The sequence below is a fragment of the Calothrix rhizosoleniae SC01 genome, from assembly GCF_900185595.1.
Lineage (GTDB): Bacteria > Cyanobacteriota > Cyanobacteriia > Cyanobacteriales > Nostocaceae > Calothrix_A > Calothrix_A rhizosoleniae.
The window spans coordinates 1-25,511 of sequence record NZ_FYBH01000186.1; the positions used below are offsets into that span (position 1 = coordinate 1).

General features: G+C 39.4%; 20 protein-coding genes, 2 tRNA genes and 1 pseudogene. 12 read left to right on the forward strand and 11 right to left on the reverse strand.

Features of this window, described 5'->3' with window-relative positions:
* The 3 genes from CALSC_RS11380 to CALSC_RS11390 all read left to right on the forward strand — a co-directional run.
* Positions 1-959 (forward strand): glycosyltransferase family 4 protein (locus CALSC_RS11380; RefSeq protein ID WP_088241465.1); only part of this gene is annotated, 959 nt, incomplete at its 5' end.
* A gap of 66 nt (positions 960-1,025) precedes the next feature.
* Positions 1,026-1,766 (forward strand): tetratricopeptide repeat protein, encoded by a 741-nt coding sequence (locus CALSC_RS11385; RefSeq protein WP_088241466.1) that lies wholly within the window; start codon positions 1,026-1,028, stop codon positions 1,764-1,766.
* A 197-nt stretch (positions 1,767-1,963) separates the two neighbouring features.
* Positions 1,964-3,001: a hypothetical protein gene (locus tag CALSC_RS11390; protein ID WP_088241467.1), complete on the forward strand. Its 1,038-nt coding sequence runs from the start codon at positions 1,964-1,966 to the stop codon at positions 2,999-3,001.
* Between the two features lie 117 nt (positions 3,002-3,118).
* On the opposite strand, the gene CALSC_RS11395 is transcribed toward CALSC_RS11390, so the two are convergent.
* Entirely contained in the window at positions 3,119-3,997 is an 879-nt protein-coding gene (locus CALSC_RS11395) for a hypothetical protein (protein WP_143288228.1), read from the reverse strand.
* An 832-nt stretch (positions 3,998-4,829) separates the two neighbouring features.
* On the opposite strand from CALSC_RS11395, the gene CALSC_RS11405 reads away from it, so the two are divergent.
* The 7 genes and pseudogenes from CALSC_RS11405 (at position 4,830) to CALSC_RS11440 (ending at position 11,698) form a co-directional block, all read left to right on the forward strand.
* A complete protein-coding gene (locus CALSC_RS11405) occupies positions 4,830-5,996 on the forward strand; it encodes a pyridoxal phosphate-dependent aminotransferase (RefSeq protein ID WP_088241470.1) in 1,167 nt (388 codons plus the stop codon).
* Positions 5,997-6,227: 231 nt separating this feature from the next.
* Positions 6,228-7,226: pseudogene (locus CALSC_RS28180) on the forward strand (DUF3352 domain-containing protein).
* Positions 7,227-7,325: 99 nt separating this feature from the next.
* Positions 7,326-8,207: a DUF3352 domain-containing protein gene (locus CALSC_RS11420; RefSeq protein WP_159460604.1), complete on the forward strand. Its 882-nt coding sequence runs from the start codon at positions 7,326-7,328 to the stop codon at positions 8,205-8,207.
* A 170-nt stretch (positions 8,208-8,377) separates the two neighbouring features.
* Entirely contained in the window at positions 8,378-8,872 is a 495-nt protein-coding gene (locus CALSC_RS11425; protein ID WP_088241474.1) for a hypothetical protein, read from the forward strand.
* A gap of 445 nt (positions 8,873-9,317) precedes the next feature.
* A complete protein-coding gene (gene cysE, locus CALSC_RS11430; RefSeq protein WP_088241475.1) occupies positions 9,318-10,082 on the forward strand; it encodes a serine O-acetyltransferase in 765 nt (254 codons plus the stop codon).
* Positions 10,083-10,318: 236 nt separating this feature from the next.
* The gene (locus CALSC_RS11435) at positions 10,319-10,720 is read left to right on the forward strand and encodes a cupin domain-containing protein (protein WP_200817614.1); all 402 of its coding nucleotides are present in this window, start codon (positions 10,319-10,321) and stop codon (positions 10,718-10,720) included.
* Positions 10,721-11,104: 384 nt separating this feature from the next.
* On the forward strand, positions 11,105-11,698 hold the full coding sequence (locus tag CALSC_RS11440; RefSeq protein WP_088241477.1) for a DUF3750 domain-containing protein: 594 nt from the start codon (positions 11,105-11,107) through the stop codon (positions 11,696-11,698).
* A gap of 363 nt (positions 11,699-12,061) precedes the next feature.
* Here CALSC_RS11440 and CALSC_RS11445 read toward each other — a convergent pair.
* From CALSC_RS11445 to murA, 3 genes are all read right to left on the reverse strand, one after another.
* A tRNA-Leu gene (locus CALSC_RS11445) sits at positions 12,062-12,145 on the reverse strand.
* Positions 12,124-12,999: a M48 family metallopeptidase gene (locus tag CALSC_RS11450; protein WP_088241496.1), complete on the reverse strand. Its 876-nt coding sequence runs from the start codon at positions 12,997-12,999 to the stop codon at positions 12,124-12,126. The genes CALSC_RS11445 and CALSC_RS11450 overlap by 22 nt, the downstream gene beginning before the upstream one ends.
* 693 nt (positions 13,000-13,692) lie before the next feature.
* The gene (gene murA, locus CALSC_RS11455; RefSeq protein ID WP_088241497.1) at positions 13,693-15,087 is read right to left on the reverse strand and encodes a UDP-N-acetylglucosamine 1-carboxyvinyltransferase; all 1,395 of its coding nucleotides are present in this window, start codon (positions 15,085-15,087) and stop codon (positions 13,693-13,695) included.
* A gap of 231 nt (positions 15,088-15,318) precedes the next feature.
* On the opposite strand from murA, the gene CALSC_RS11460 reads away from it, so the two are divergent.
* Together CALSC_RS11460 and CALSC_RS11465 are read left to right on the forward strand one after the other, a co-directional pair.
* A tRNA-Leu gene (locus CALSC_RS11460) sits at positions 15,319-15,402 on the forward strand.
* 83 nt (positions 15,403-15,485) lie between these two features.
* Positions 15,486-16,271: a TrmH family RNA methyltransferase gene (locus CALSC_RS11465; RefSeq protein WP_088241478.1), complete on the forward strand. Its 786-nt coding sequence runs from the start codon at positions 15,486-15,488 to the stop codon at positions 16,269-16,271.
* A 140-nt stretch (positions 16,272-16,411) separates the two neighbouring features.
* Here the strand turns inward: CALSC_RS11465 and CALSC_RS11470 are convergent, their stop codons facing one another.
* The 7 genes from CALSC_RS11470 to CALSC_RS11500 all read right to left on the reverse strand — a co-directional run bounded on the left by CALSC_RS11470 (position 16,412) and on the right by CALSC_RS11500 (position 25,457).
* Positions 16,412-17,056, reverse strand: coding sequence for a ThiF family adenylyltransferase (locus CALSC_RS11470; RefSeq protein WP_088241479.1), 645 nt, complete (start codon positions 17,054-17,056; stop codon positions 16,412-16,414).
* A 605-nt stretch (positions 17,057-17,661) separates the two neighbouring features.
* The gene (locus CALSC_RS11475; protein WP_200817615.1) at positions 17,662-18,957 is read right to left on the reverse strand and encodes a glycerophosphodiester phosphodiesterase family protein; all 1,296 of its coding nucleotides are present in this window, start codon (positions 18,955-18,957) and stop codon (positions 17,662-17,664) included.
* 584 nt (positions 18,958-19,541) lie between these two features.
* A complete protein-coding gene (locus tag CALSC_RS11480) occupies positions 19,542-19,847 on the reverse strand; it encodes an RNA recognition motif domain-containing protein (protein WP_088241480.1) in 306 nt (101 codons plus the stop codon).
* A gap of 457 nt (positions 19,848-20,304) precedes the next feature.
* The gene (gene typA, locus CALSC_RS11485; protein WP_088241481.1) at positions 20,305-22,095 is read right to left on the reverse strand and encodes a translational GTPase TypA; all 1,791 of its coding nucleotides are present in this window, start codon (positions 22,093-22,095) and stop codon (positions 20,305-20,307) included.
* 186 nt (positions 22,096-22,281) lie between these two features.
* The gene (locus tag CALSC_RS11490; protein WP_088241482.1) at positions 22,282-23,385 is read right to left on the reverse strand and encodes an ABC transporter ATP-binding protein; all 1,104 of its coding nucleotides are present in this window, start codon (positions 23,383-23,385) and stop codon (positions 22,282-22,284) included.
* Positions 23,386-23,528: 143 nt separating this feature from the next.
* Complete coding sequence (locus CALSC_RS11495) at positions 23,529-24,413, reverse strand: carbohydrate ABC transporter permease (RefSeq protein WP_088241483.1); 885 nt, start codon at positions 24,411-24,413, stop codon at positions 23,529-23,531.
* 132 nt (positions 24,414-24,545) lie between these two features.
* Positions 24,546-25,457, reverse strand: coding sequence for a carbohydrate ABC transporter permease (locus CALSC_RS11500; protein WP_088241484.1), 912 nt, complete (start codon positions 25,455-25,457; stop codon positions 24,546-24,548).
* Positions 25,458-25,511: the final 54 nt, after the last annotated feature.

Consider the following 25,511-nt stretch of genomic DNA (forward strand, 5'->3'; position numbering starts at 1 on the left):
ACAGTCAGGAAGTGGCAATGGATTTATCCCTTCAACCGTGCGATGTGATTCATTTTCAACATACGAGCCAGTACATACCAGTTATTCGCTCCTTAAACCCTAAAGCTAAAATTGTCTTAACCCTTCATAGTGAGCTGTTTCCCCAACACAACCGGAAAATATTTGAAAAGCGTCTTCGCCACGTTGACTATGTCACTTGTGTCAGTAACTACATAACTGAAAAAACTCGTCGAGACTTTCCCCAAATTGCTGATCGCTGCCAGACAATTTACAACGGTATTGAAAGCGGTGAATTTGTGAATAGTAAGAAAGACTATAGGGAAGCTAGAGAAAGGGAAATCAAGCGTATCATGTATGCAGGTGCGGTGTCACCACAAAAAGGGATACATATTTTATTAGAAGCTCTACAAATTGTAGTTAAAAGCTATCCCAATGTTCAGCTAGAAGTGGTAGGCCCACAAGGAACAGTTCCTGCACAAGAATGTTTTCCTTTAGATGATAAAACCTTAGTAGACTGCTTAAAACCCTTTTATGCAAAACAATATCTATCTGAATTGCAACAAAGGCTTTCTCCAGACATTGCAGGTAGAGTATCTTTTGCAGGAATGATTCCTCGTTCCCAGTTGATTGACCGTTTCTTTCAAGCAGATATTTTTGTTTTTCCACCAATCTGGGATGAAGGTTTTGGAATTCCACCGGTTGAGTCAATGGCAGCAGGTACACCTGTAGTTGCCACTCGTTCTGGGGCTATAGTGGAAACTGTCCAGGATGGCGAAACGGGTCTTTTGGTGGAAAAGAACAATGCCCCTGCCCTAGCAACTGCAATCCTGCAACTTCTTGAAAATGATGATCTCAGAGAATCTATGGGCAGAGCAGGACGACAACGTGCTTTTGATTATTTTACCTGGGAACGGGCTGCTGATAAAACCTTGCAGTTATACAAAACTGTTTGTAATTGAGTGTTCCTATTTTGATGGAACCTATTTGTATTTGGTAGATTGAAAAATCAAAAAAGAAGAGTTCCCATGCCAAAAATTTCAGAAGTCCTCCAGCTTGCGTTTCAATATCATCGATCAAATCACTTAGTCAAAGCTAAGGAAGTTTACAATCTGATTCTAGAGCAACAGCCTCACCACCCAGAGGCATTATATGGGTTGGGAACGCTGGCACAGCAAGTAGGTCAGCACCAGTCTGCTGAGAAGTTGTTTATTGCAGCCCTCCAGATCCACCCAAAGTCTACAAAAACTTGGTTTAGTTTAGGTAATTTGCGCCAAGCTCAAGGTCAATTAAAAGAAGCAGAGTCAGCCTATAAGCAAGTCTTAGCCTTGCAACCGAACTCGGTAGCCGTTTACAACAATCTCGGCTATACCTTGCAACAACAAGGCAAACTGGAAGAAGCTATAACCTGCTATCAAAAAGCTCTGGAATTTCAGTCAGACTGCGCTGAAGCTGAGGTTAATTTGGGCAACATCCTGTACTCCCAAGGAAAACTCTCTCCAGAACAAAAAGTCTACTATGGAGCTTTGAATAACAAACTAGGCATTGACCGCAAAAAAGCAGGGAATTTGAAAATTGCCATTGCTTACTTTCAACAGGCTATAGCCCTACAGCCAGATTTAGGGAATGCTCATTACAACTTGGGAACAGCACTCCAAGAGCAGGGACAGTTTGAAGATTCCCTCACTTGCTATCAAAGAGCTTTGGAGTTGAATCCCGACAACTTTGAACTCCGTGATTTTATCATTATTTACCAAGCATTACTGTAGTAAAAATAACACTAAATACTAAATCAATACCCTTAATGTGAATTAAGTGCTGAAATCATTGTAATTGCGTTAATAATTTCCAAAACATGATTACAAGACAAGTCTCAAAATCCTTACAGGAGAAGAGATGTTTTTAATTCACACCATGATGTTCAATATATTACTTTATCTATAAACTTAAAAGAGGTGCAGAATTTATGATTCAACTACTACACGGCAACCGACAACAATTTCGTTGGCGACACAACGATATAAATATTCTGGGAAACACAGATACCAAACTGCCTGTAGTGCATTCATTGTACCTGCTAAATGGCGGCTCGCCAGTTCATTTTTATGTAGAACCAGAACCGGAGTTAGGAAAACCGAAGTATCCTTGGGGAACCAGAACCCCATCCGTGCTGCGATTGAAAGATCTACCAGGTCACTTCAACATTGAAATCCCGGTTGATAGTCCAGCACTCCGGGAAGGGTGGAATAGTATCAGCATTCAAATCAAAAATGGGGAGGGAGAAATTGAGGTGCTGAATGCTGAATTTAACTGGAATTCTCAGCCCTTACCTCTCCCCCTGAACTTGGACAATCTCAGTAGTTACAATAACATTCAAGAAATTGCCCAAATTGTGGACGGTAACTTTGACATTGATCATGAAAAAAATGCGATTTGTTCGCGGGAGCCAGTTGGTTCTGATACTCTCTTACTGCTTGCTTCTCCTGGTGGCAGCCAAGAAGCTACCTATGATGTGAAGTTTGCCAGTAATAGAAAGGGTTGGTCCTTCCTGGGATTAAGCGACTTTTTTGCCGGACATACAGAACAGTCCCCGGATCTGGGTATTAAACCCGGTTATTCCACTGCAGGGCTGGCGACGCTCGACCATAAGGGATTGCCTCAGATTTGGATAGCTTGGGGAGACTGCCTATATGAGAAGGAAGATTCATGGGTGATCAAGACTGAAAAAGAGATTAAACTTCCTATCCGTTCAGGCATTACCTACAGCGTCAGACATCAAGTGATTATGGAAAAAAATGTTAATTGTGCAAGGTTTCGCATTTGGAAGAAAGGCAACCCTGAGCCAAATGTTTGGGTATGTCAAGAACACAATCAGCATCTCAATAGCAAATTACCTAGAATTAATCAAGCTGCTTTTGGTCTCTTTCAATATTGGGGAATGTCAACAGAATGGTCCAATATTCATGTGAAAGCTCTAGATCTCAAAATGCAAGAACTCGGTTAAAACGAATGAAGCTATCCATAGTTACTGTAAGACAGGCTGTATTTTAGTATGCTATTAGCATGTTAGTATCAACACCAATTAGAAAACCAGAATATTGGCATATCGGACATATTGTAGCTATTCAATACACTGACTTGGCTTATTTAATTTAGGTTTAACCATGAGAGCACCACAGCTAAATAAAGTTAAAGTAGCTATAAGTAAGGCTGGATTTGCTGAAGGCTCAGGCTCCGGAACTGCTGAAATTTCCACCTTGTTTCGTTTAACTTCTACCAAAGCTAATGTAGTGTTATTTGCAAAATAGCGATCGTAAGAACCAACAATATAGGCTTCAGCGTATTCTTGATTCTCTCCAAAGTCGTAATCAGTGCTAGTTGCATACGGATCTATCAGCACATATTCACTGTTATCATAGCCAATAAAATCATTATCTCCTGCTGTAGTTAGATTACCTACAAGACTAAAGTAGTCTATGGTCTGATTATTACTTACATCTACTAGTGTAAAAAAGATATTTCCATTTGCCCTGGCATTTTCCACATATGGATTATCTACAGATGGATTATCTACCAATGGATAATCTATGGATGTATCTAGGGTTAAATCGCCAAAAAAATCAAATTTGAAATTAGTATCTGCCGTTATATCAAAGACTCCTCGAATCGTGGCTTCACTTTCTGCTGTACCTATGTAAGCTCCAACTTCACCTAACGCAGAAGTTGAAGAGACATTATATCCTAGTGCGGGGTCAATAACAAAAACTGCATCTGCATTCGCTTCGGTAGATAATTTAGCATCTTCAAAAATTCCTATGGCATTGACATTGGCATCAAAGTCAATATTAGTGGAGACTGTGGAAGGATTTTGACTAAAATTTGTAAACAAAAAGTTCCCTTCTGAGTTGGCAAGAGTAGCTGCTTTACTAGGTGAAACTGTCACCATTGAAATAGCTAAACATGGAGCACAGAATAGTAGTACTTTTTTTAAAAATTGCATTGTTTTAACCTCAAAAAAATTAGAGTTTTTAATTTTATCCAACCTAAATAACTCTCCTAAAACAATCAGGATATATCAAAAAAAATTGATATTATTAATATTATTCATTACCAAATTATTTGGCAGAACTGTACTTATGTTCATAAATACATTTATCAATAAGTTAAAAAATCTTTTTGATAAATTATCTGTTTTTTCTCAGATTTTAGACCAAGTTATATGATTTAGGATATGCCTATCTTTAAGCCTTGACAATCAATTATCGTTCTTATATGTAATCATCAGAGAGCTATGACAATACTGATAAAAATTGATTTTGACAATAACATAATCTAATTTATGCAAATCTAAATGCTCGATGTTTTGATGCCTGAGATTTGCCAATATCAGTATTTATTATCCTACTTACGCAACATTTTATAATCTTCTTTTATTAGCTTTATTCTTCATAATAATATTTTGTTTTTCATGATTTCATCATATAGTAAATCCCGAGATTCACCTATAATAATACCCGTATTAATACTGTCTAAATTAATGTTAATACCGTTAATTTGCAGGCGCTGTAAATTTGACGTAAGTTCCTGTAAAGCTATGCTCAAATTTGAATAGTAAAAATATAAAGTAAATATATAGATATTTTGAGGTAGATTAGGTATCATAATGCATTAAGTGCTGAAACCAACATAAATGCCTGGATAAGTCTCACAACCCTCACAAGAAAAGAGACATTTTTAATTCGCAAAATTATTATCCTCAGAAACAAACAAAAATCGATCGGGATTCTGGGATATGCTGGAATAAACGGAAAATTTGCCAAATAAAAGTGACGATGAAGCTGGCAGGACGAATAAGTCAGGTAAAACCTTCTCTAACCTTAGCGATCGCAGCTAAGGCTAAGGCAATGAAGGCAGATGGAATTGATGTTTGTAGTTTTAGTGCTGGGGAACCAGATTTTGACACTCCAGCCCATATTAAAGCCGCAGCTGCAAAGGCTTTGGATGAAGGTAAGACAAAATATGGCCCTGCGGCAGGAGAACCAAAGTTACGAGAGGCGATCGCCAATAAGCTCAAATCTAACAATAATCTAGATTATAAAGCAGAAAATGTGATTGTCACCAACGGTGGTAAACATTCCCTGTTTAATCTCATGTTGGCTTTGATCGAACCAGGTGATGAGGTGGTAATTCCAGCTCCATATTGGTTGAGCTATCCGGAAATGGTCACCTTAGCTGGGGGTAAAGCTGTAATTGTACCCACCGATGCATCCACCGGGTACAAAATCACCCCAGAAAGGCTGCGTCAGGCAATTACCCCCAAAACTAAGTTATTTGTCCTCAACTCCCCATCTAATCCCACAGGGATGGTGTATACACCAGAGGAGATCAAAGCGATCGCTCAAGTCATAGTTGACGCTGATATACTAGTTGTGTCTGACGAAATTTACGAGAAAATTCTCTATGATGGAGCCACACACATCAGTATTGGTTCCCTAGGTTCGGAAATCTTTCAGCGTACCATTATCAGTAATGGATTTGCTAAGGGTTATTCCATGACTGGTTGGCGAATTGGTTATTTAGCAGGGCCGGCAGACCTAATTAAAGCTACTATTACCATTCAAAGCCATAGTACATCTAATGTGTGTACCTTTGCTCAATATGGAGCGATCGCAGCTTTGGAAAATTCCCAGGACTGTGTGGAAGAAATGCGCCAAGCCTTTGCTAAACGAAGACAGGTAATGTTAGCCAGACTCAACGCCATTCCTGGATTAAGTTGTGCCAAACCCGATGGTGCTTTTTATATGTTTCCTGATATCAGTAAAACTGGATTAAAGTCTATGGACTTTTGTAATGCTTTATTGGAAAAACATCAGGTGGCGGTTATTCCTGGAATTGCTTTTGCTGCGGATAACAATATTCGTCTATCTTATGCTACTGACATGGCAACCATTGATAAGGGCTTGGATCGATTAGAAAAATTTGTCAAGTCCCGACTGTAGTTATTAGAACCAAAAGACCCCCGACTTCTACTCATAGGAATCCCTGCAATATGCCCATACTGATGCAGAAGTCGGGGTTCTAACAATATGTGAAACAAAAGTATTCGATTGTGGTGCAGGCAGTTTAGTATTTTAGTTGGTATAGCGGTAAACTTAACGCTCTCCGGGCGAAAAGCCAGGTCGGTTTTTGGTTCACCGAGTCGACTTAAACTAAACTCTTTGTGAATACATATGAGGCCACGCTCTGTTTTTAGTTTAATTGCAATTGGTGCGGTAGCACTGCTATTAATCGGTTCTGCAATTTTTTATTGGTTATTACCCAGAAATACCCCCAGCTTAATCACAAATAGAGGCACTATATCCGAACCAAGTGCAGCTATCTTTATTCCCAAACAAGCACCAATTATGGTGTCAATGCTAGTAAACCCAGAGGATTTGCCAGCCCTATCTAGAAATGGCATATCCTCCCAATTACAAAATAGTGTAAGTAGATCGGCGTAAAAAATTATCGTTTGGATAAGGCAGGGGGCAGGGAGCAGGGAGCAGGGGGAACAAGGATTTTAGGCTTATTTACTTTTCTTCACATAGTTTGGTTTTATTGTGCCGACTTACTTATTAGCTAACTCTGGTATTAATTACCAAAAAGATATTCAACCGTGGTTAGGGGAAGAAATTACCTTAGCTGTGACTACCCCAGATATAGATAGGGATGATAAAAATGGATTGCAACCAGGATACCTCATGGCTTTAGCCACCGCACAACCAGAAAAAAGCCGAGAATTTGTCGATTTATTATTTTCCCAGCGAGTATTAGCAGGTAATCAATTAGCTGTAGAAGAATATGAAGGTGTAAAGCTAATTTATGACTATCCAGAACTGAATCAGGAGCAGAATAAACCCAAACACATCAAAGATTTACAACCCCTGGCTAGTGCTTTAGTAGGAAACAGCTTTGTATTATTTGCTAACAATCTTCAAGTATTGCGAGACGCAGTAAATAATGTCCAAGCACCGGACGTGAATTTGCTCAGTTCTCCCCAATATCAAAAAGCCATACAGCAATTACCCAAAGAATCTCATTTAGCTACAGCTTTTATTAATTTCTCTACAGTGGCACAATGGCAAGGGTTACAGCTAATAGATCCAGTTTACGATAGTCAAATGGTTGCCCTGAAGCTATCTAATAAAGGATTATTTGCAGAAAATATTATACTAAGTAGGTTGGCGTAAAAAATTATCGTTTGGATAAGGCAGGGGGCAGGGAGCAGGGAGCAGGGGGAACAAGGGTTTTAGGCTTATTTACTATTCTTCACATAGTTTGGTTTTATTGTGCCGACTTACTTAGCAGCATCCAAAGAATTACCAGTATCAGCCTCATTATCTACACTTACAACAGCATCAAACTGGATTCCCAACACAGCAGCATTAGTCTTAACAGGTAAGGATTTAAGCAATTTAGGTAATACTGCTTTGGCACAGTTTTGGACACAATTAACCAACACTATATCTGGTTCTAGTAGAAATACAATTAGCCAATGGGTAAAACCACTGACAGATGTGCAAAATCCTTGGAGAATTGACTTATCTGAGGATATTTTTAGTTGGGTAAAGGGAGAATATGCCCTGGGGTTATTACCCAACAATGGCAAAAAAGCACCTGATTGGATTTTAGTTGTAGACAAATCGGATGGTAAAGCTGGAATTTCTCATTTAGATCAGATTGCCGCTTCATCTGGTTTAAGTATTAATAGTTTCTCATTAGAACAGCAAAAAATCTTAGCCTGGACACAAATACAAGCAGCTGCAACTCCCCAAAATAATAAGCAAGATAAACCTTTCAATATAGACGCACAAATTAGAGGCTTACATACAACATTAGGGAATTATGAAATTTTTACATCCTCCATTGCAACTATGGATAAAATACTCACAACAGAAGAAAATAGCTTTATGAAAAGTCCTTCTTTCCAAAACAGTTTGCATGTTATGCCTTTTCCGAATCAAGGCTATGCATACCTTGACTGGAGCACAGGTCAGGAAATTATTAAACACGAATTTCCCATGATTAAGTTATTTACAGCATTAAGTAAACCATTTGTGAATAAATTACTCCCACGCAGTGACTTTGATCAAGTATCGCTTACCTTGAGTAGTGATAGTAGTCATACTGACTTTCTCAAAGCATCTTTACTTTTGCAACTTGAACCCTAACAACTTAGTCTTTGACTAACAGATAGTTTATTTTGCCAATTCGTATAAGATTTTTGATATCTTGTACAGATTTTTTTGTACAGATTATAAGGTGTCATACTCCCAAGACAAACATATAGTGATGGAAATTAAGATTTATATATAAAAACACTATAATTACTTTTAAATAAATGACTCAAAGTAAGTTTGGCATTCCCCATTGTGGATTGTATTCCACCTTAATTTTGACTATTATCGCCACTGTCACCGCCACACCAGTAATAGCAAATTCATCTAACTTCGAGAAGATTATCCTGTCACCAGGTTTTGAACCTAACAAAGGACGAGTCACTGGTTATACCAAAGGCTCCTTCCCCTTACATAATATGAGCAAACGCGATCAAAAAGGCAATCATTGTACTGGTTTTGCTACACCCACTCCCGATCACATCATGATCTTAAAAAAAGACTTCTCTAATTTAGAATTAAAGGTTAATAGTGGTAGGGATACAACTTTGCTGATATTAGGACCAGATAAGAGTACCATTCGTTGTGGCGATGATACTGGTAAAAATAAAGATGCCAGCATTACTGACAATAACTGGAAAGCTGGACCATATAAAATATGGGTAGGTAATTTTAAAAAAAATTCACAAACAAACTACTCTCTTCTAGTCAAAGAATAGTAGGGTGAACTAATACAGCAATACGCATTTATATTTAGACATCTTAGGATTCTAAAACCTATACACAATCAACTTTTGACTTTTGACTTTTAAATTTTGACCGAAAAAGAAAAGCATACAAGCCCCCAAATTTATTTGTGGAAGAATTAGAAATAATTGTGCCGCGATGCATAAGCACTCTTTCTCAATAATTCATTTCTTGAGAGACTCCCTTTCTGCGCGCTGCATCGCTATTTCAAGCCCTTCGCAGTCGCTCATGGGGGAGACCCCCAAGACCGCGCGCGCTGCTCTCTACATTCATGTATGGGGTTTCTCCCCTGCTCCCTGTTCCCTGCTCCCCTGCTTCTTACTGACTTCCGCGTAGCGGTATACCGAACTTTAGTTATGGCACTTAAAAAGTTAAGATAGGATTGACTACCTTGGCGAAATTTAGGATGCAATAAGCGTGCTATCTACACTCCTTGCTGACTTTCGCATTATTTTTGAACGTGATCCAGCTGCCCGTAACTGGCTAGAAGTCTTGTTTTGCTACCCTGGCTTGCAAGCTTTGCTATTTCATCGGTTGGCTCATTGGCTCTATAGCGTTGGCATTCCTTTTCTTCCCCGATTAATTTCTCATATTTCTCGATTTATTACTGGAATTGAAATCCACCCTGGTGCTGCAATTGGACAAGGGGTATTTATCGATCATGGTATGGGGGTTGTTATTGGTGAAACAGCTATTATTGGTGATTACACTTTGATTTACCAAGGCGTAACCCTAGGGGGTACAGGTAAAGAAAGTGGTAAACGCCACCCCACAGTTGGAGAAAATGCAGTTGTTGGTGCTGGTGCGAAGGTATTAGGCAATATTCTCATTGGTAATAATGTCCGCATTGGTGCTGGTTCAGTTGTCCTCAGGGATGTACCCTCAGATTGCACAGTCGTTGGTGTACCCGGTAGGATAGTCTACCGTTCCGGTGTTCGGGTTGCTCCCCTAGAACATAACAACTTACCAGACTCAGAAGCGCAGGTAATTCGGGCTTTAGTTGATCGCATAGAATTACTGGAAGAACAAATACAAGACTTCCAGCATTTTCAATCTACGACAAAAACTCCTGTTTTAGTGGGTAATGTTACTAACTGTGAAGAAGCAATAACCCAAGAAGCACCCTGTTGCGATATCAAAGATAAAGCAATTAAACAGTTTTTTGATGGTGCAGGTATCTGAGAGTCAGTTAGCCTCCTCCGGAGGAGCTACGCTAACAGTTATCAGTTATCAAACTTGTGTGGTGTGTTTCTGAACACACCTTATTTTTTCCTGGTAAAAACCAATGTTATAGCGCTAGGCGCAAGTAATAAGTAATAAGCAATAAGTTTGAGGAAATACTGCAAATTTTGTAGTTAAAGATGACAGTACTTATATTAGTAGTATTAGTTGCGATCGCATTTCTATAATCAAACCTGTTGACAAGTTTCTACACTAGTAATGCTGGGTGGAAGTCGGAAGTTGACCTATTACCTATTACCAATGAAAAGATGGATAGTAAAACAAATATCTTCCAAATATCATCACAACTTCCTGATCAAGAATTATTTGAAACTTTACTACAAACTAAAGATATTCTGATTGAACGGATTATCTCTACTGGACAAAGTACTCCTCCTGGACAATGGTATGACCAAGAAACTGATGAATGGGTGATTTTATTGCAAGGAAAGGCTCAATTATCCTATGAAAATGGTCGCACAGTGGATTTATTGCCAGGAGATTACCTATTATTGAAAGCACACGAAAAGCATAGAGTTGAAGCTACCAGTAGTGACCCTATTTGTATTTGGTTAGCGATTCATTTTACTTCTCGGTAATTTTCAAATATTATTGCGAGTTTATGACATCTGCATAATTCAGATATATCATTACTGTCCGTTCGCTCATTTTTGAACCGAAAATTTAATTAAGCCTTACAAAGCTTATGATCTAGGATATGCCGTCAATTCAGGCATTTTTGGCTCTTACAAGGTTTTAGCCATTTTTATGATTTAGACCTCCCTACGTCTTAAATAGGCGCTTCTGGAGGCTTTTTATTAAAGTTTCAAATATTACTTCTAAATAACCGCTTACTTAGGAATCGCCTTTTTCCTTTTAAATTAAGGCTTTAATTCAACTTAGAGTTTCAAAATAAGCGAACGCCGAGTCATTAAAATTAATCTAGAATTTGCATTTCAAATAAATTAATAGTGGAAAATTAAATGGCAACAACTGTCCAACTAAGAGCAGCAAAACTTCCCTCAATTGTAGGATATATTGCTGTACATTATTGGTTTGTAGTTATTAAAGAAAACCAACAAGAACGATGGGAAGTTTGGCAAAATCGTGGTCGATGTCCAGAAAGTTGGGGACATTTACATAAAAATTTGATGCCTTGGGATTCTGGAGTTGGAAATGGAGGGAGTTGGTTAGAAAAAGAATGGCAAGGAGAAATGGCAGGTTTACTAGCTGAAATTATTGAAAATAGTCCAACAAAGTATGGATACAAATATGTTTACCGTTATTATCCCGGCCCCAATAGTAATACTTATGTTCAGTGGATTTTGAATGAAGGTAAAGCTAATTATTTACTGAGTGCATTAGGAGTTGGGAAAGATTATACTAAAAGAATTGGTATACAAAAATACGATCAAGTAATTCATTTTTCTTTATTTTTTTTAGGTGGATTTAAATTTATTCATAGGAAAGAATTTGAACTCCATATTTTAGGTCTTACTATTGGTGTCAAAACCCAACCATTTATCCTAAAACTTCCATTTAATTTTCGCAAATTTGCTAAAAATCACAATGGATGAAATAGAAATACTATTCGTAAATGAATTAAAGAGTTAAATAGTGGCATTAATTGTGTAGATCATTATTCCGCTAGAGTAAGATTATTAGCGGAATCATACCTTCCTAAACCTATTAAAAGATATCAAAAATTTAGTTGATTCCCAAAGTCAAAATTACTGGTCTTCTTTTGTTCTTGTAGCTAATTGGTTGTAGTGTCTAATGCGCCAAACTTTTTCAGTTTAAACCTCATCTACCTTGAAAACCGTAGTCTTCTAATTATAGTTTTCTAATTATGAATTTGGGATTGCTTGCTTACGTCGCAATCATACATACGAGTAATTTTAAACTCTAGGTTTCAACACGTACGGATTTATTTTTGGTAGTGGGCAGTGGGAGAATCGAACTCCCATGACCGCAAGGTCGCCACATTTTGAGTGTGGTGCGTCTACCAATTTCGCCAACCGCCCCGATCTGCAACTTTGCTACTATAACATACTTTGTGATTTTGCAACAAACTTTGATATTCTTTACTACTAGACCAGCGATCAATCTCTCTGGCTCGCAATACGGGAACTGGGTGAGTCAGTTGAGATGTGTGGGTTGCTTTGACCATTTCCCCCAATTCAGTGTTACTAATCTCATCATAGGCACGGGCTTGGGCAATAAAAGCATCAAGATTTAATTGTGATGATAATTTGGGAGAACCGCCTGCTAATTTCATCAACACAGACATAATTACCTTTGGATCTTGGGTCACTAATAACGCAGCGCGATCGCAAGTAAATTCAGCACAGCGTACCCATTCCAACAATTGTGTCTGAATCGCTTGAGCTAACATCCCTCCTATGTTAGGCATGGCAGTAGCTGCCAATATGAGTAAATTTACAGGAGTGAGATAAACACTATGGTCACATTTTAGATGTCCCAGTTCATGGGCAATTACTGCTTGAATTTCCTCTGGAGTTAGCATATCAATTAAAGCAGTATGCAATACCACAAAGGGCTGTTTTCCCCGCATAGCGAAGGTATAAGCATTAGGGACTGGAGAAGAATGAACGTATAACTGAGGCGTTTCTATGTCCAAAATTTGGCAAGCAGAAACCAATAATTTGTGTAGCTCGGGTAGTTGTTGCTCTCCCACTAAAATACTAGAAGCAATATTTTCTACATAAAATACTTGTTCTGCGATCGGTCCGAGGAGATTGCGTACTATCAGATCTATCCCAGGAATTTGTTTGAGAGCCTTAGTTGCTTCCAGATCCAAGGGGTGGCGAAAAGTATCTGCTTTCAGTCCGATGAGAGATGTTTTTGATAAGGACATATTAATCTTAGTTATCAGTGAGCCAGTACGAGAATGTCTTCTGTCTCCTGCCACAAAATAATTCATTGAGGCTGGTTGTGAAACCAACCCTATACAGCTAGTATAACTACTATTAGAGAAATTATGAGTCTGTCTGCCCATTCTCATCTAGATATGGCGCTACGGGGAAGTAAGAAGTAATAATTCAGAGGGAGTAGGGAAAAGGGAGTAGGGAGTAGGGAACCCACCTTTAAAAAAGTGGGATTGTGAGTCCAGCCACACGTGCGGCTTCGCCGCCGAGTGGACTGGCGCTCGCGAAGCGTATCCGAAGGATTCACTCCGAAGGGGTAACAAGGACACTGTATTTTTTCGCGCTTCGCGGAGTCAAAATACAGTTTTTTAAACTGGGCTTTAGACCCAGAACTAAAGTTTTGTACATCCCTACTCCCTGTTTTTGTAATAATTAATTAAGTAAGTCCATTGTGGTGGAAGGGTTCCCAAGTATCTTACTGGTGCTGTGCCCTTACAAAGAATTTATGTTGCAAACATTATTTGAATTGGTTTTATTTATTAAAATTTAGCAATGTCCGCGCCCTAATTTCGTAGTGCTATATGCCAATTTTTTTTGTGGTGCAGCCATCTTGCCTAACTCACATAAAAGGATGGGCAAAATGCCCATCCGACAAGATTGGATCATCATTTTTGTGAAGTTCTCTAAGTCGAAATCTGCACTTTAGAATCACCAATATTTTTGATAAATTCCATGTCAGTTCCAGTGGCAGAAACTCGCTGAATTTTAGCTCCCAACTGTTGCAACTTTACATCTAATCGATCATAGCCACGATCAAGGTGATGTAATCCATGTATTGTAGTTTGTCCTTGAGCTGCTAGCCCAGCTAAAACTAGAGCTGCTGCTGCCCGTAAGTCAGGACATAATACTGGTGCCCCAGATAACATTGGAACTCCACGGAGAAAAGCAGTATTTCCTTTGACGCGAATATCTGCTCCTAAGCGGTTTAACTCCGAAGCATGGCGCAGGCGATTTTCAAATACAGATTCGTTAATTATACTATCCCCTTCAGCCAAAGTTAGGAGCGCCATAAATGGTGCTTGCATATCGGTGGGGAAACCTGGATGAGGGAAAGTTTCAATATCCGTTGCTTGGAGATTGTCTGTTGGTAAAACTCGTAAGCAATCAGGTGCTTCCTCAACTAAGTTCACACCTATTTCCTTGAGCTTGGCAATTACTGGTAATAAATGTTCTGGTACTAAAGATGATACTAATATTTCAGAACGGGTAATCGCTCCGGCAAGTAAAAATGTCCCAGCTTCAATGCGATCGGGAATAATTTTATAATCTGTAGAGTGCAGTTTAGGAACACCATCAATAATAATTTTGCTAGTCCCAGCACCTTTAATTTTTGCACCCATTGAGATACAGAAGTTAGCTAAATCTATCACTTCTGGTTCCCGGGCAGCATTATCTATAATAGTTTCACCATCAGCCAGAGTTGCCGCCATCATCAATGTTTCTGTGGCACCTACACTGGGAGTATCCAGATAAATCTTAGCTCCTTTCAGCCGGCGTTGATTGCCAGGAACATAGGCATTACAAATACCATGTTCAATTTGCACCTCAGCTCCCATAGCTTGTAGTCCTCGGACGTGCAAATCTACAGGACGGGCACCAATGGCACAACCACCAGGTAAGGGCATTTGAGCCACACCTAGCCTTGCCAAAATTGCACCAATTGCAAAAAAGCTTGCCCGCAACTGAGTAACTAATTCATAAGGGGCTTTAGAGGTTTTAATTTCACTGGCGTTAATATCTAAAATGTCATCATGGCGTTCTAAGCTAATGCCTAAAGCTGACAACACCTGCCCCATTTTGTCCACATCTGCTAATAGAGGAACATTGCGAATGCGGCAGTCTTCCGAACATAGCAAGGCTCCAGCCATAATTACTAAGGCTGAGTTTTTTGCTCCGCTAATTTTCACATGACCATGCAAACGATGCCCACCGAATATTTGCAGAACTGAGGAGTCTGCATTTGGTACAACTTTGGCATCCGGTAAGCCACTGGAAAGATTAATAAGCCCACCCTCCACAATATAGGTAATATTATCCAACTGAATTTGGTTCTGATTCTACACGAAAGATTTCATTTGTCTATATTTTTTTTTAATCAGCCTCACATAAAATTTATATTTTTCTAGCTAAAAATACTTGTGAATATCTATCCTCAGGGTAACATTTAATGCTATTATAAGATTTTTCTTGACACCATTAAATAAGTAAGTCAGAATAATAGACTAGTCAATCAAAAATAACTTAAATAAGCGGGACTGGCGGAATTGGTAGACGCGCTAGATTCAGGTTCTAGTTTCCTCACGGATGTCCGGGTTCAAGTCCCGGGTTCCGCATTTAAGGGTTTAAGGATGAAAGATGAATGGAGCTAGGGTCTTCGTCAACTTTTATCCTCAAAAATTCCCAGATAATACTTTCTATGTTGACCAGTACTCAAAACCCTCTTGTAAAACAAATACGTAAACTGCATTCTACTAAGGAACGACATAAGCAGGGTTTATTTTTAATTGAGGGAACCCATTTAATAGAAGAAGCTTGTGAGGTGGGTTATCCTTTTGATGCTGCTTGCTGTACTCCAGAATGGCAAGGGAATCACCTGAGTTTATGGGATACTGTTTGTCATCAATGTGAACGGGCAGAAATTGTCAGTCAAGAAATTTTAAATGCGATCGCGACTACGGTGCAACCGGATGGGGTAGTAGCTACGGCTAAACGGGGAATCAATGCCAGTCAGGTTCCTTTCACTGGTTTAGTTATGGCTGTGGAAACTATTCAAGATCCTGGTAATTTGGGAACAATGATTCGGGCGGCTGCGGGAGCAGGAGCGTCAGGATTATGGTTAAGTGAAGATAGTGTGGATTTAGATAATCCTAAGGTACTGCGTGCTTCTGCAGGTCAGTGGTTTCGTTTACCTATGGCTGTGAGTCCAGATTTAAAATTGATTGTGCAACAGGCGCAACAAGTGGGGATGCAAGTGATTGCGACTTTACCTAGTGCAAATTTAACTTATTGGCAAGTAAACTGGCAGCAACCAACCTTAATGCTTTTGGGTAATGAAGGTGCGGGCTTATCACCTAATTTAGCAGCAATGGCTGATTTGCAAGTGAAAATCCCCCTGAATCCTGGGGTGGAATCATTGAATGTAGCTATTACTGGAGCTTTGATGTTGTATGAGGCTCAAAGACAAAAAAGTTTTGCTGGTTAAATTAAACTGAAACTGGGAGCTAATCCTATTTTAGATTTTAGATTTTAGATTTTGGATTTTAGATTTTGGATTGTGAAAGAATTACTACATAAGCTTTTCTTCCCATCTGTAGCAATCATTTTTTAAATTGGCATAATATATTAACTTTGCCTGTTAAATGGCTGAACAGCAAAATCATTCCATGTAATAGTAAAACTTCTCTGCTCTTCTGTGGCGACAAACTTGACTATTACTTCACAAGCTACAGCAACTGCGAACATAACTAAATTACGCGCTAAAGGGTAATCACACACATCATCATTTACGGGTGATGGTACGCGATAAATTTGATTCCAAATAATTTCGGCATAATCAGAAGCTAAACCAACATGTAAACAAGGTATTTGAGATTGGTGACAGTAATCTTTAACGGCTTGACGACTACCACTGTTATCAAAGGTGTCAACAACCAAACCACTACCTGTTAATAATTTACCAGCATTGGCTGGTGTTAATTCTTGAGAGCGTCCATCCACAGCAATTCCCAAAGCACGGTAAAGACTATTTGTGAGAATTTTAGCCTTATATGCACCAATATCAGAACGGTAATAGGGTTGAGTGGAAAGATTCCGTTCCTCAATGCGATCGCAATCTATAATCCGGAGTTTACCAAAACCAGAGCGAGTTAAATTTTCACTTATATTTGCACCCAAAGCACCAGCACCGCATACTATAACTGGAAAATCCCGTAATTTAGTCATTAGTGCAGGAGTACGGTGTAATTGTTCGTGGAAAAAAATAGACATAGGGACTTGCAAATAAAAAAATAATCCATCACTGGGAATGCAGGGGAACAGGGGGAGTGAAGCAAGTAGTTCAAGCCTATAAATTGGGCACTTTATTCCCCAGACCCTAATTAAATCAGATAACAAGAGGTAGAGGGAGATGTCCTATATCGGAATAAATTTCCCAGACTACCACGCCTCTTGTCAGAAGAACTTCCCTCTAAGGTAATACCAAGTTGCTTCCAAAGATAGTCAGCATGTCATTGCGACGTTCACAGGGCGGAAGGAAGCAATCTCACCAACTAGTGGTCTATCCCATTTGTTCTGATAGCTAGTTTTGTAGTCATATTTATATGACTTTTACTATTAGACTGGGACTTATAAGTAAGTCGGCACAATAAAACCAAACTATGTGGAGAAAAGTAAATAAGGCTAAAACCCTTTTTCCCCCTGCTCCCTGCCCCCTGCCCCCTGTCTTATCCAAACGATAATTTTTTACGCCTACCTACTTAAGTCCTAGGCGGGTGTGATAGAAAATCTATCATATTTTATGGGACAGACCACTATAACTACTACAACAGAATGCAACTTAGTATAAGTTATGCCAATTGGAATACTCCAGTTTCCTATCTATTGCGTCTATTACGACGAACATAAAGTTTCACCCCGAACCGACCAAAATTAGGTTGATCGATAAAAAAGCCTGTTACTCCTAAATCTAACAGTTGCTGCACCTCAGTAATGATATTTTGACAGCTACCATCAGTATTCAAGGTGAGGTATCTCTCTTCTGCACGGAGAGTATAGGGATGTACTTCTAACCCTCGTTTAAGTGCAGTTTCCAGGAATGGTTCGACTTCTCCAGTCAGCTGTGTCCCCACTTCTGCAACTCCATCACCATTACAATCCACTTTTTCGGCGATTGTTTCTCGCAGCAGAAAAGAGTTTTTCCAGGGACCTATACCCTCGGCATAATTGCTGGCAATATAACTAATGACATCGTCGTTGACTAAGTCTTTGTAACCTGTTGTTGGTGTAATTGTCACCAAATCAACTAGATTGCCATAGATTGCTCGCAAATCTTTACCCTGTTCTGCATTGTAAATCATGTCATAAGGATGGGAAAAATTACTACTAGGCTGTACAAAATCATCAGTAATATCACCGTAAAGCTGCACCAAGGGAAGATCAACCCCTGCATCAGGCATGATTTTATTCTGTAGCTCAATCAGATTCTCAAATTCAAAGGATTGAATAAAGATACGTTGAGAATCAGTAAAATTCTTCTTTACCAAGGTATCAATTAACAACTTACCTAATGAAGTGTTAATAGATCCACCATTAATCAGAGTACCTGCTTTAGCAAAGTGAGTCGGATGTTTTGTCTCTGGGTAAATACCGATTTTCCGACCAGTTTCCTTTTCTTCTTTTTGGAGCAAATCAATAATCTCCTCCAAGGTGGGAATCTCAAATTGACCGTCAAAGCTGGTATTTTGTGGACGAATATCCGGTATACGCTCTTTTGCCCTTAGTGTTTTAATTTCAGCTAAGGTAAAATCTTCACTAAACCAGCCCGTAGTTTCTACCCCATCAATCATCTTCGTGGTTTTGAGATGGGCAAATTCCGAGCGATCAGCAACATCAGTAGTACCACTGAGTTCATTCTCATGGCGAGCAATCAGAACACCATCCTTTGTAGCCACCAAATCAGGCTCAATAAAATCTGCACCTTGTCGAATTGCTAGCTCATAAGCTGCAAGGGTATGCTCTGGTCTGTAACCACTAGCACCCCGATGAGCAATTACTAGGGGAGTTTCCCGCTTATTGTTTTCAATGTCGGCAATTGCAACTGTACCCAAAAAAATAGCTCCCATCGGTAAGAGTAAAATTGGCAGTGCTTTGAGTTTTTGAAAAATAGCCATTGGAAATCTCCTAAACCTCTGATTCTGATAACTCTGCAAATTTAGACATTTACAGTCAGATTCAGGAGTCTAGAGTTTAGAAGTAATGGCAACATTAAGTTAACTGTAATGGAAAGGTTAAAATAATGGCTCTTGGCAACTTTTGGTGATCTTGATTGAAGTAAGGCAGTTCCATTTCAAGTTAGAGCCAATGAAAAAAATTTTCACCATCAAGGATGTATAGCCCTGTGGGCATTAAAGAAAAGCGCAGCTTGGCGCGAAGCGTCATAAATACTTTTCCCTATCCCCCAACCCCTAACACCTAACCACTATTTTCAAGCTAGACATATCTACACAGAAAATTCATCACATCGTTACAAATTACCCAGTTTAACTCTGGTAATATTACTAGTAAGCAAACATTCCGTTTGCTCCTCACAACATAGTTACGCTCTCTTGTCCTTACTAACAGCAAGGGAGCTTTTTCCCCAAAAAAGCCAAAAAGCTTAAGCATTAATGCTTAAGCTTGCACTTACATGTAATACTAGGAAATCCCTAATTTACCAGAATAATAGTTTACTAGAAATATCTACATTGCTCAAAGCTTAGTAGTTTCTATTACGATTACCGCCGCGATTACCGCCGCCACCATAGGATGAGCGTCTATCTTCTCTGGGTTTAGCTTTATTGACTTTCAGATCGCGTCCCATCCACTCTGCGCCATCAAGAGCTTCAATCGCCGCTGCTTCTTCCGTTTCATTCTCCATTTCTACAAAAGCAAAACCACGCATACGACCAGTCTCACGATCAGTCGGGACTTGTACTCTTTTTACAGTACCATATTCTTCAAAAACAGAATTAAGATCAGCTTCTGTAACCTCATAAGAAAGATTACCTACATAAATGGACATATATTGTCTCCAAAATCATCAAAATCATGGGTATGTAGAGATTTAGATTTCGGAGATAAGTCTTTGAATACCAAAAGGAGAAAACCTATCAATACTGAAAACAAACACCGTCGCCGAATTAACTCTCGAACACCATTATTACACAATATTCAAATATTAGGGTAAAACTTAGAAAAAATTCACAAAAAGCCATAATTAATGATACATAAGTTCTATTTTGAAGTTTGAGGTTAAATACTTGTCATTAGGACTACAAAGGGCAAGAGGCAGAGGGAGAAAGAGTTTAGGTGATTTTTGCATGGATGGCAATATCACAAGTAATCAGGCGGACATGATATCAAATACCAGTTTAACACCATTTAAAAAAGCCCGTATCAACGGGCTTTTTTAATCAACTAAGTTCAGATTTGTCAAATTCAATCCATTGACTAAAGTGATTGCTGATACATAACAATGATTATCGTTTTGCCAACTTCTTCGCCATCTTCCGTAAACGAATTGACTCAGGAGTGACTTCCACTAATTCATCGGAAGTGATGTATTCCAAAGCACGTTCTAAGCTCATTTCCACTGGTGATTGTAACTGTACCAATTCATCACCACTGGCAGCACGGTGGTTAGTCAACTGCTTAGTTTTGCAAATATTTAAATCCAAATCTTGGGGACGATTGTGTTCACCGACAATCATACCCTTGTAAACTTTGGTACCAGGTGTAATAAAGAATACTCCTCTATTTTCAGCATTCTTCAGGGCATAAAAAGTAGCAATACCTTCTTCAAAAGCAATGAGTACTCCTTTGTTGCGGGATTCAATGTCACCAATGAGTGGACGATAATCAAGGAAACTATGATTCATAATTCCCTCACCCTTAGTCATGCGGATAAATTCACCACGGAAACCGATTAAACCTCGGGCGGGAATCACAAATTCGAGTTGAGCTCGTCCATTCCCACTCATTTGCATATTTTGCATTTCCGCCTTACGTTGTCCTAGGCGTTCTATACAGTTACCAACCCCGTCTTCAGGAACGTCAAGCACCAAAAGTTCGTAGGGTTCGCATGGTTGTCCGTTTACTTCTCGGTAAATTACCTGGGGTTGGGATACTTGGAACTCATAGCCTTCTCGGCGCATGGTTTCAATTAAAATACCTAAATGTAGTTCCCCACGACCGGATACCAGGAACTTATCGGGAGAATCTGTTTCTTCTACCCGCAAAGCAACGTTAGTTTCTAATTCCCGGAACAAGCGATCGCGAATTTGTCTGGATGTCACAAATTTACCTTCTTTCCCAGCAAATGGTGAATCATTAATCCAAAAGGTCATCTGTAATGTCGGCTCATCCACCTTAATTAGTGGTAATGCTTGGGGTTCATTGGGACAGGTAATAGTTTCCCCAATATTGGCATCTGCAAACCCAGCTACCGCCACAATATAACCAGCTGAAGCCGATTCCATTTCCACTCGCTGTAATCCCTCAAAGCCCATCAATTTAGTGATTTTAGCTTTGATGATTTCACCCTTTTCATTCACTAACGCCGCTTGCTGTCCAGCGTTGATAGTACCATTGTGAATCCTACCAATGACAATCCGTCCTAAATATTCCGAATAATCTAGGGTTGTAACTTGTAATTGTAAAGGCTTTTGGGGATCTCCTACTGGGGGTGGCACATGGCGGAGAATCGCCGCAAATAGTGGTTGCATATCCTTGGGTTCTGCTTCCAAATCCTCTTTGGCATAACCAGAAAGACCAGAGGCAAACAAGTAAGGAAAATCACACTGGTCATCATCTGCCCCTAGTTCCAAGAACAGATCCAAAACCTTATCAACTGCACCGTGAGGATTGGCTTGGGGACGGTCAATTTTATTGACTACAACAATTGGCCGCAATCCTTTTTCCAGTGCTTTTTTTAACACAAACCTAGTTTGAGGCATGGGGCCTTCATTGGCATCCACAATTAAGATGCAACCATCCACCATACCCAATACTCGTTCCACCTCACCACCGAAATCGGCGTGTCCGGGAGTATCTACAATATTAATTAGGGTATCTTGATATTTGACTGCTGTATTCTTCGATAAGATAGTAATTCCCCGCTCCCTCTCCAGGGCGTTAGAATCCATAACGCAATCCGGAACGTCTTCCCCTTCGCGGAAAATGCCGGATTGTTTGAGGAGGGCATCAACTAGGGTTGTTTTGCCGTGGTCTACGTGGGCGATAATAGCGACGTTACGGATAGGGAGCGTCATAAGCTCGTTCCAATACTGCGGTTTATATAACTTTACAATTTTGCTTGTATTTATGTAACAGAATTTCGGAATTTTAGATAATTCTGTAAACAAGCCTTAATAATTGTATCTTAATCGTTAGAATTAGTGCAGTTTATTTGGAACAAAGATGGGGAAGTTAGAAATTGGATGATCACAACTTACGACTCAACAGCCATAAGCACCAACTGGTTGATTGCGGAAAACAGCATCGCCGGATGCGACATCAAACCAATGGGTGCTTTGGGGTTGTAATGCTAGGGTAATTTGTTCATCATTCCAGTTTTGATCTGTAGGTAGCAAAGCCCTGACAGTGACTGCTTGGGAGTCGGGACTAGCTACACTCACACTCACCAAGTTATACATACCCAAATTTTCTACTAAAAATACCTTGCCAGTAAAGGTATAGGGATCTCCTGGTTGAGCAATACAGACATTCTCTGGACGAATCCCCAGGATAATTTCCGGGGGTATGGTGGGTATATCTGGTAAAGATATGGGAAAATCTCCCAACATAGCGGATTTATTTTTACAGGGTAGAGTCAGTAAATTCATTTGCGGACTACCAACAAATCCAGCAACAAATAAATTCGCAGGGTAATTATATATATGAGCTGGTGTATCGAGCTGTTGGATATAACCATTATTGAGTACCGCCACTTTGGTAGACAAAGTCATTGCCTCCGTTTGGTCGTGAGTAACATATACTACAGGAGCTTTTTGACCAGCAAATATTTGTTTTAAGTCAGCGCGGACTCTTTCCCTTAATAAAGCATCTAGATTACTCAAGGGTTCATCTAGTAAGTATACTTGGGCATGACGTACCAAAGCCCGACCGACTGCCACCCGTTGTCTTTGTCCTCCAGAGAGTTGACCTGGTTTGCGTTGAAATAATTCTTCTAATCCGAGAATTTGGGCAACTTCTGCCACCCGCTTTTGAATTTCGACTCTAGGTATTTTCTTTAGTTTTAATCCCGAAGCTAGGTTTTCATATACACTCATATGGGGATAAAGAGCGTAACTTTGAAATACCATTGCCATATTGCGATCGCCTGGTCTTCTAAAGGTAATATCTTCATTACCCAGGATAATTTTTCCTCTTGTTGGTTCTTCTAAACCAGCTATCATCCTCAGAGTAGTAGATTTACCACAACCAGAGGGCCCCAGCAAGGTGAGAAATTCGTTATCATCCACTGTTAAACTAATATCTTTAACAGGAACAACTTTAGAAGAATAGGTTTTATTTAAGTTGTTTAATTCCAGTTTAGCCATGATGTTGATATTTATGATGGTGATGGTGATATTGATGAGGGTTAAAGATTAAAAATTAAGCAAATAAACCAGAGAACAATGTAAAAAAATAATCAGTGACATTCTTAATCAGTGACATCCTTCAATCCATAAAAATCAGTGATCTAACCTTTAACAGCTCCAGCAGTTAGACCTTGAACAATTTTCCGCTGGAAGAATAAAACTAATACAACTAACGGTAAAGTACCCACAACAGTTGCTGCTGATATAGAACCATAGGGTATTTCAAAAGTTGAAGAACCACTGATTTGAGCCGCTGCTACCGGAATAGTTTTCATTTCATCACGGGTAATGAATGTGAGGGCAAAAATAAACTCATTCCAAGCAAAAATAAAAGTCAGAATGCCTGTTGTGACTAATGCAGGGACAGTCATTGGCAAGAGAATTTTCAGCAGCATTTGCAAGGTATTATAACCATCCATTCTAGCTGAATCTTCTAATTCTTTTGGTAGTTGTTCAAAAAAGCTGCGTAATACCAAAATTGTCAATGGTAAATTAATTGCAGCATAGGGAATAATCAAAGCCAAGTAATTATTTCCCAGGTGTAATTTCTGAATAATTTCTAACAGCCCTAAGAATAATAAAATACCGGGGAATAAAGTCACAATTAAGATTCCACCCAAGATAAATTTACTACCCCAAGGGCGCAATCTAGCTAAGGCATAAGCAGCAGGTGCACCCATTGTTAAGGATAAAACGGTGGAAGTAATAGAGACAAAAGCACTGTTCAATATGTAGCGCCAGAAAGGTCGACGGGCAAATAAATCCAGGTAGTGGTCGAAGGTAATTCTACTGGGAAAATAAATCGTTGGTAGTTTAGAAATATCCTGGTTTACCTTAAATGATGTCAGTACTTGCCACATTACAGGTGCTAAACAAAATACTACTAAACAAGCGATCACTACCCACATAAAAACATTTTTGACCAAATTCTTGGCTTGGTTCTGTGGTTGGGGATTTGCAGTTAATTTTTCTGGTATTGCAGCCATGTTTACTCAAGGTTAGATGGTTGGTGGTTGGTGGTTGTTAGTTGTTAGTTGATGGTTAAAGCAATATTGTCCTAACTAATATGCCCATTGCTATAAAGTTGCGAAATCAAGTCGTTCAATTAGGTTGACAGATTAATTAGTAACTGGGTTTTTGTCGTTAAATTTACTCAGTAATAAACCGGCAAAAGCTACTGCTACGACTAAGAGGGTAAATGTAACTACTACTAGTGCTGCCCCATAGCCGAAATCCAGGTAGCGCATAATGGTAGAGTAAATATATAAGGATATGACCTCCGTTGCACCACCAGGACCACCACCAGTCATGACAGAAACTAAGTCGAATATTCCAAATGCCTGGGCAAAACGGAATAGCATGGCAATCAAGATTTGTGGCATTAACAGGGGAAGGGTAATTTGCCGAAAACTTTGCCAAGGTGTGGCACCATCAATGGCATGAGCCTCATACATATCTGAGGAAATTGACTGCAAGCCAGCGAGCAATAAGATACTGATAAAAGGCGTAGTTTTCCATACATCAGCAAATACTACTGCAATCATGGCTAGGGTTGGTTCTCCTAACCAGTTAATACCATTTTCTACTAGCCCCAGTCGCAGTAATATGTCATTAGCAACACCGAATTGATCGTTAAAAATCCATGCCCAAGCCAGACCAATTAAGGCTGTTGGTAAAGCCCAAGGTAAAATGGCAATGGTTCGCACTGCACCACGTCCAGCAAAAGGCTGATTCAGAATCAGGGCAACTCCTAGTCCGATAAATAGTTCCACCAGTACTGATGCAGTCGTAAATATGGTTGTTGTCCCTAAACTTTGCCAAAAATGACCATCCCCTGACATTCTCAGGTAATTATTTATGCCAGAAAACACGGGTTGCAGTTTTGTCCCTAGGTTCTGAGTAAATAAACTTAACCAAAAGGCACGCATAATGGGATAAACGAAGACTAATAACAGCAACAGCAAAGCTGGTAGCAAGAAAACTGCTGCTGTTCTGATTTCCCGACTTCTGATTGTTTGTAATTTTGTCATTCAATCTTAGATTTTGGATTGTAAAAAACAGATAATCAGTTGTTGATTTGAAGT

Excerpts from the sequence above, each read along its gene's own strand:
- CALSC_RS11475 (WP_200817615.1), bottom strand. The coding sequence starts at position 18,957 with ATGGCTATTTTTCAAAAACTCAAAGCACTGCCAATTTTACTCTTACCG.
- CALSC_RS11390 (WP_088241467.1), top strand. The coding sequence starts at position 1,964 with ATGATTCAACTACTACACGGCAACCGACAACAATTTCGTTGGCGACAC.
- CALSC_RS11480 (WP_088241480.1), bottom strand. The coding sequence starts at position 19,847 with ATGTCCATTTATGTAGGTAATCTTTCTTATGAGGTTACAGAAGCTGAT.
- CALSC_RS11450 (WP_088241496.1), bottom strand. The coding sequence starts at position 12,999 with ATGTCCTTATCAAAAACATCTCTCATCGGACTGAAAGCAGATACTTTT.
- CALSC_RS11470 (WP_088241479.1), bottom strand. The coding sequence starts at position 17,056 with ATGTCTATTTTTTTCCACGAACAATTACACCGTACTCCTGCACTAATG.
- CALSC_RS11465 (WP_088241478.1), top strand. The coding sequence starts at position 15,486 with ATGTTGACCAGTACTCAAAACCCTCTTGTAAAACAAATACGTAAACTG.
- CALSC_RS11490 (WP_088241482.1), bottom strand. The coding sequence starts at position 23,385 with ATGGCTAAACTGGAATTAAACAACTTAAATAAAACCTATTCTTCTAAA.
- CALSC_RS11440 (WP_088241477.1), top strand. The coding sequence starts at position 11,105 with ATGGCAACAACTGTCCAACTAAGAGCAGCAAAACTTCCCTCAATTGTA.
- CALSC_RS11405 (WP_088241470.1), top strand. The coding sequence starts at position 4,830 with ATGAAGCTGGCAGGACGAATAAGTCAGGTAAAACCTTCTCTAACCTTA.
- typA (WP_088241481.1), bottom strand. The coding sequence starts at position 22,095 with ATGACGCTCCCTATCCGTAACGTCGCTATTATCGCCCACGTAGACCAC.
- CALSC_RS11495 (WP_088241483.1), bottom strand. The coding sequence starts at position 24,413 with ATGGCTGCAATACCAGAAAAATTAACTGCAAATCCCCAACCACAGAAC.
- CALSC_RS11385 (WP_088241466.1), top strand. The coding sequence starts at position 1,026 with ATGCCAAAAATTTCAGAAGTCCTCCAGCTTGCGTTTCAATATCATCGA.
- CALSC_RS11425 (WP_088241474.1), top strand. The coding sequence starts at position 8,378 with ATGACTCAAAGTAAGTTTGGCATTCCCCATTGTGGATTGTATTCCACC.
- CALSC_RS11500 (WP_088241484.1), bottom strand. The coding sequence starts at position 25,457 with ATGACAAAATTACAAACAATCAGAAGTCGGGAAATCAGAACAGCAGCA.
- CALSC_RS11395 (WP_143288228.1), bottom strand. The coding sequence starts at position 3,997 with ATGCAATTTTTAAAAAAAGTACTACTATTCTGTGCTCCATGTTTAGCT.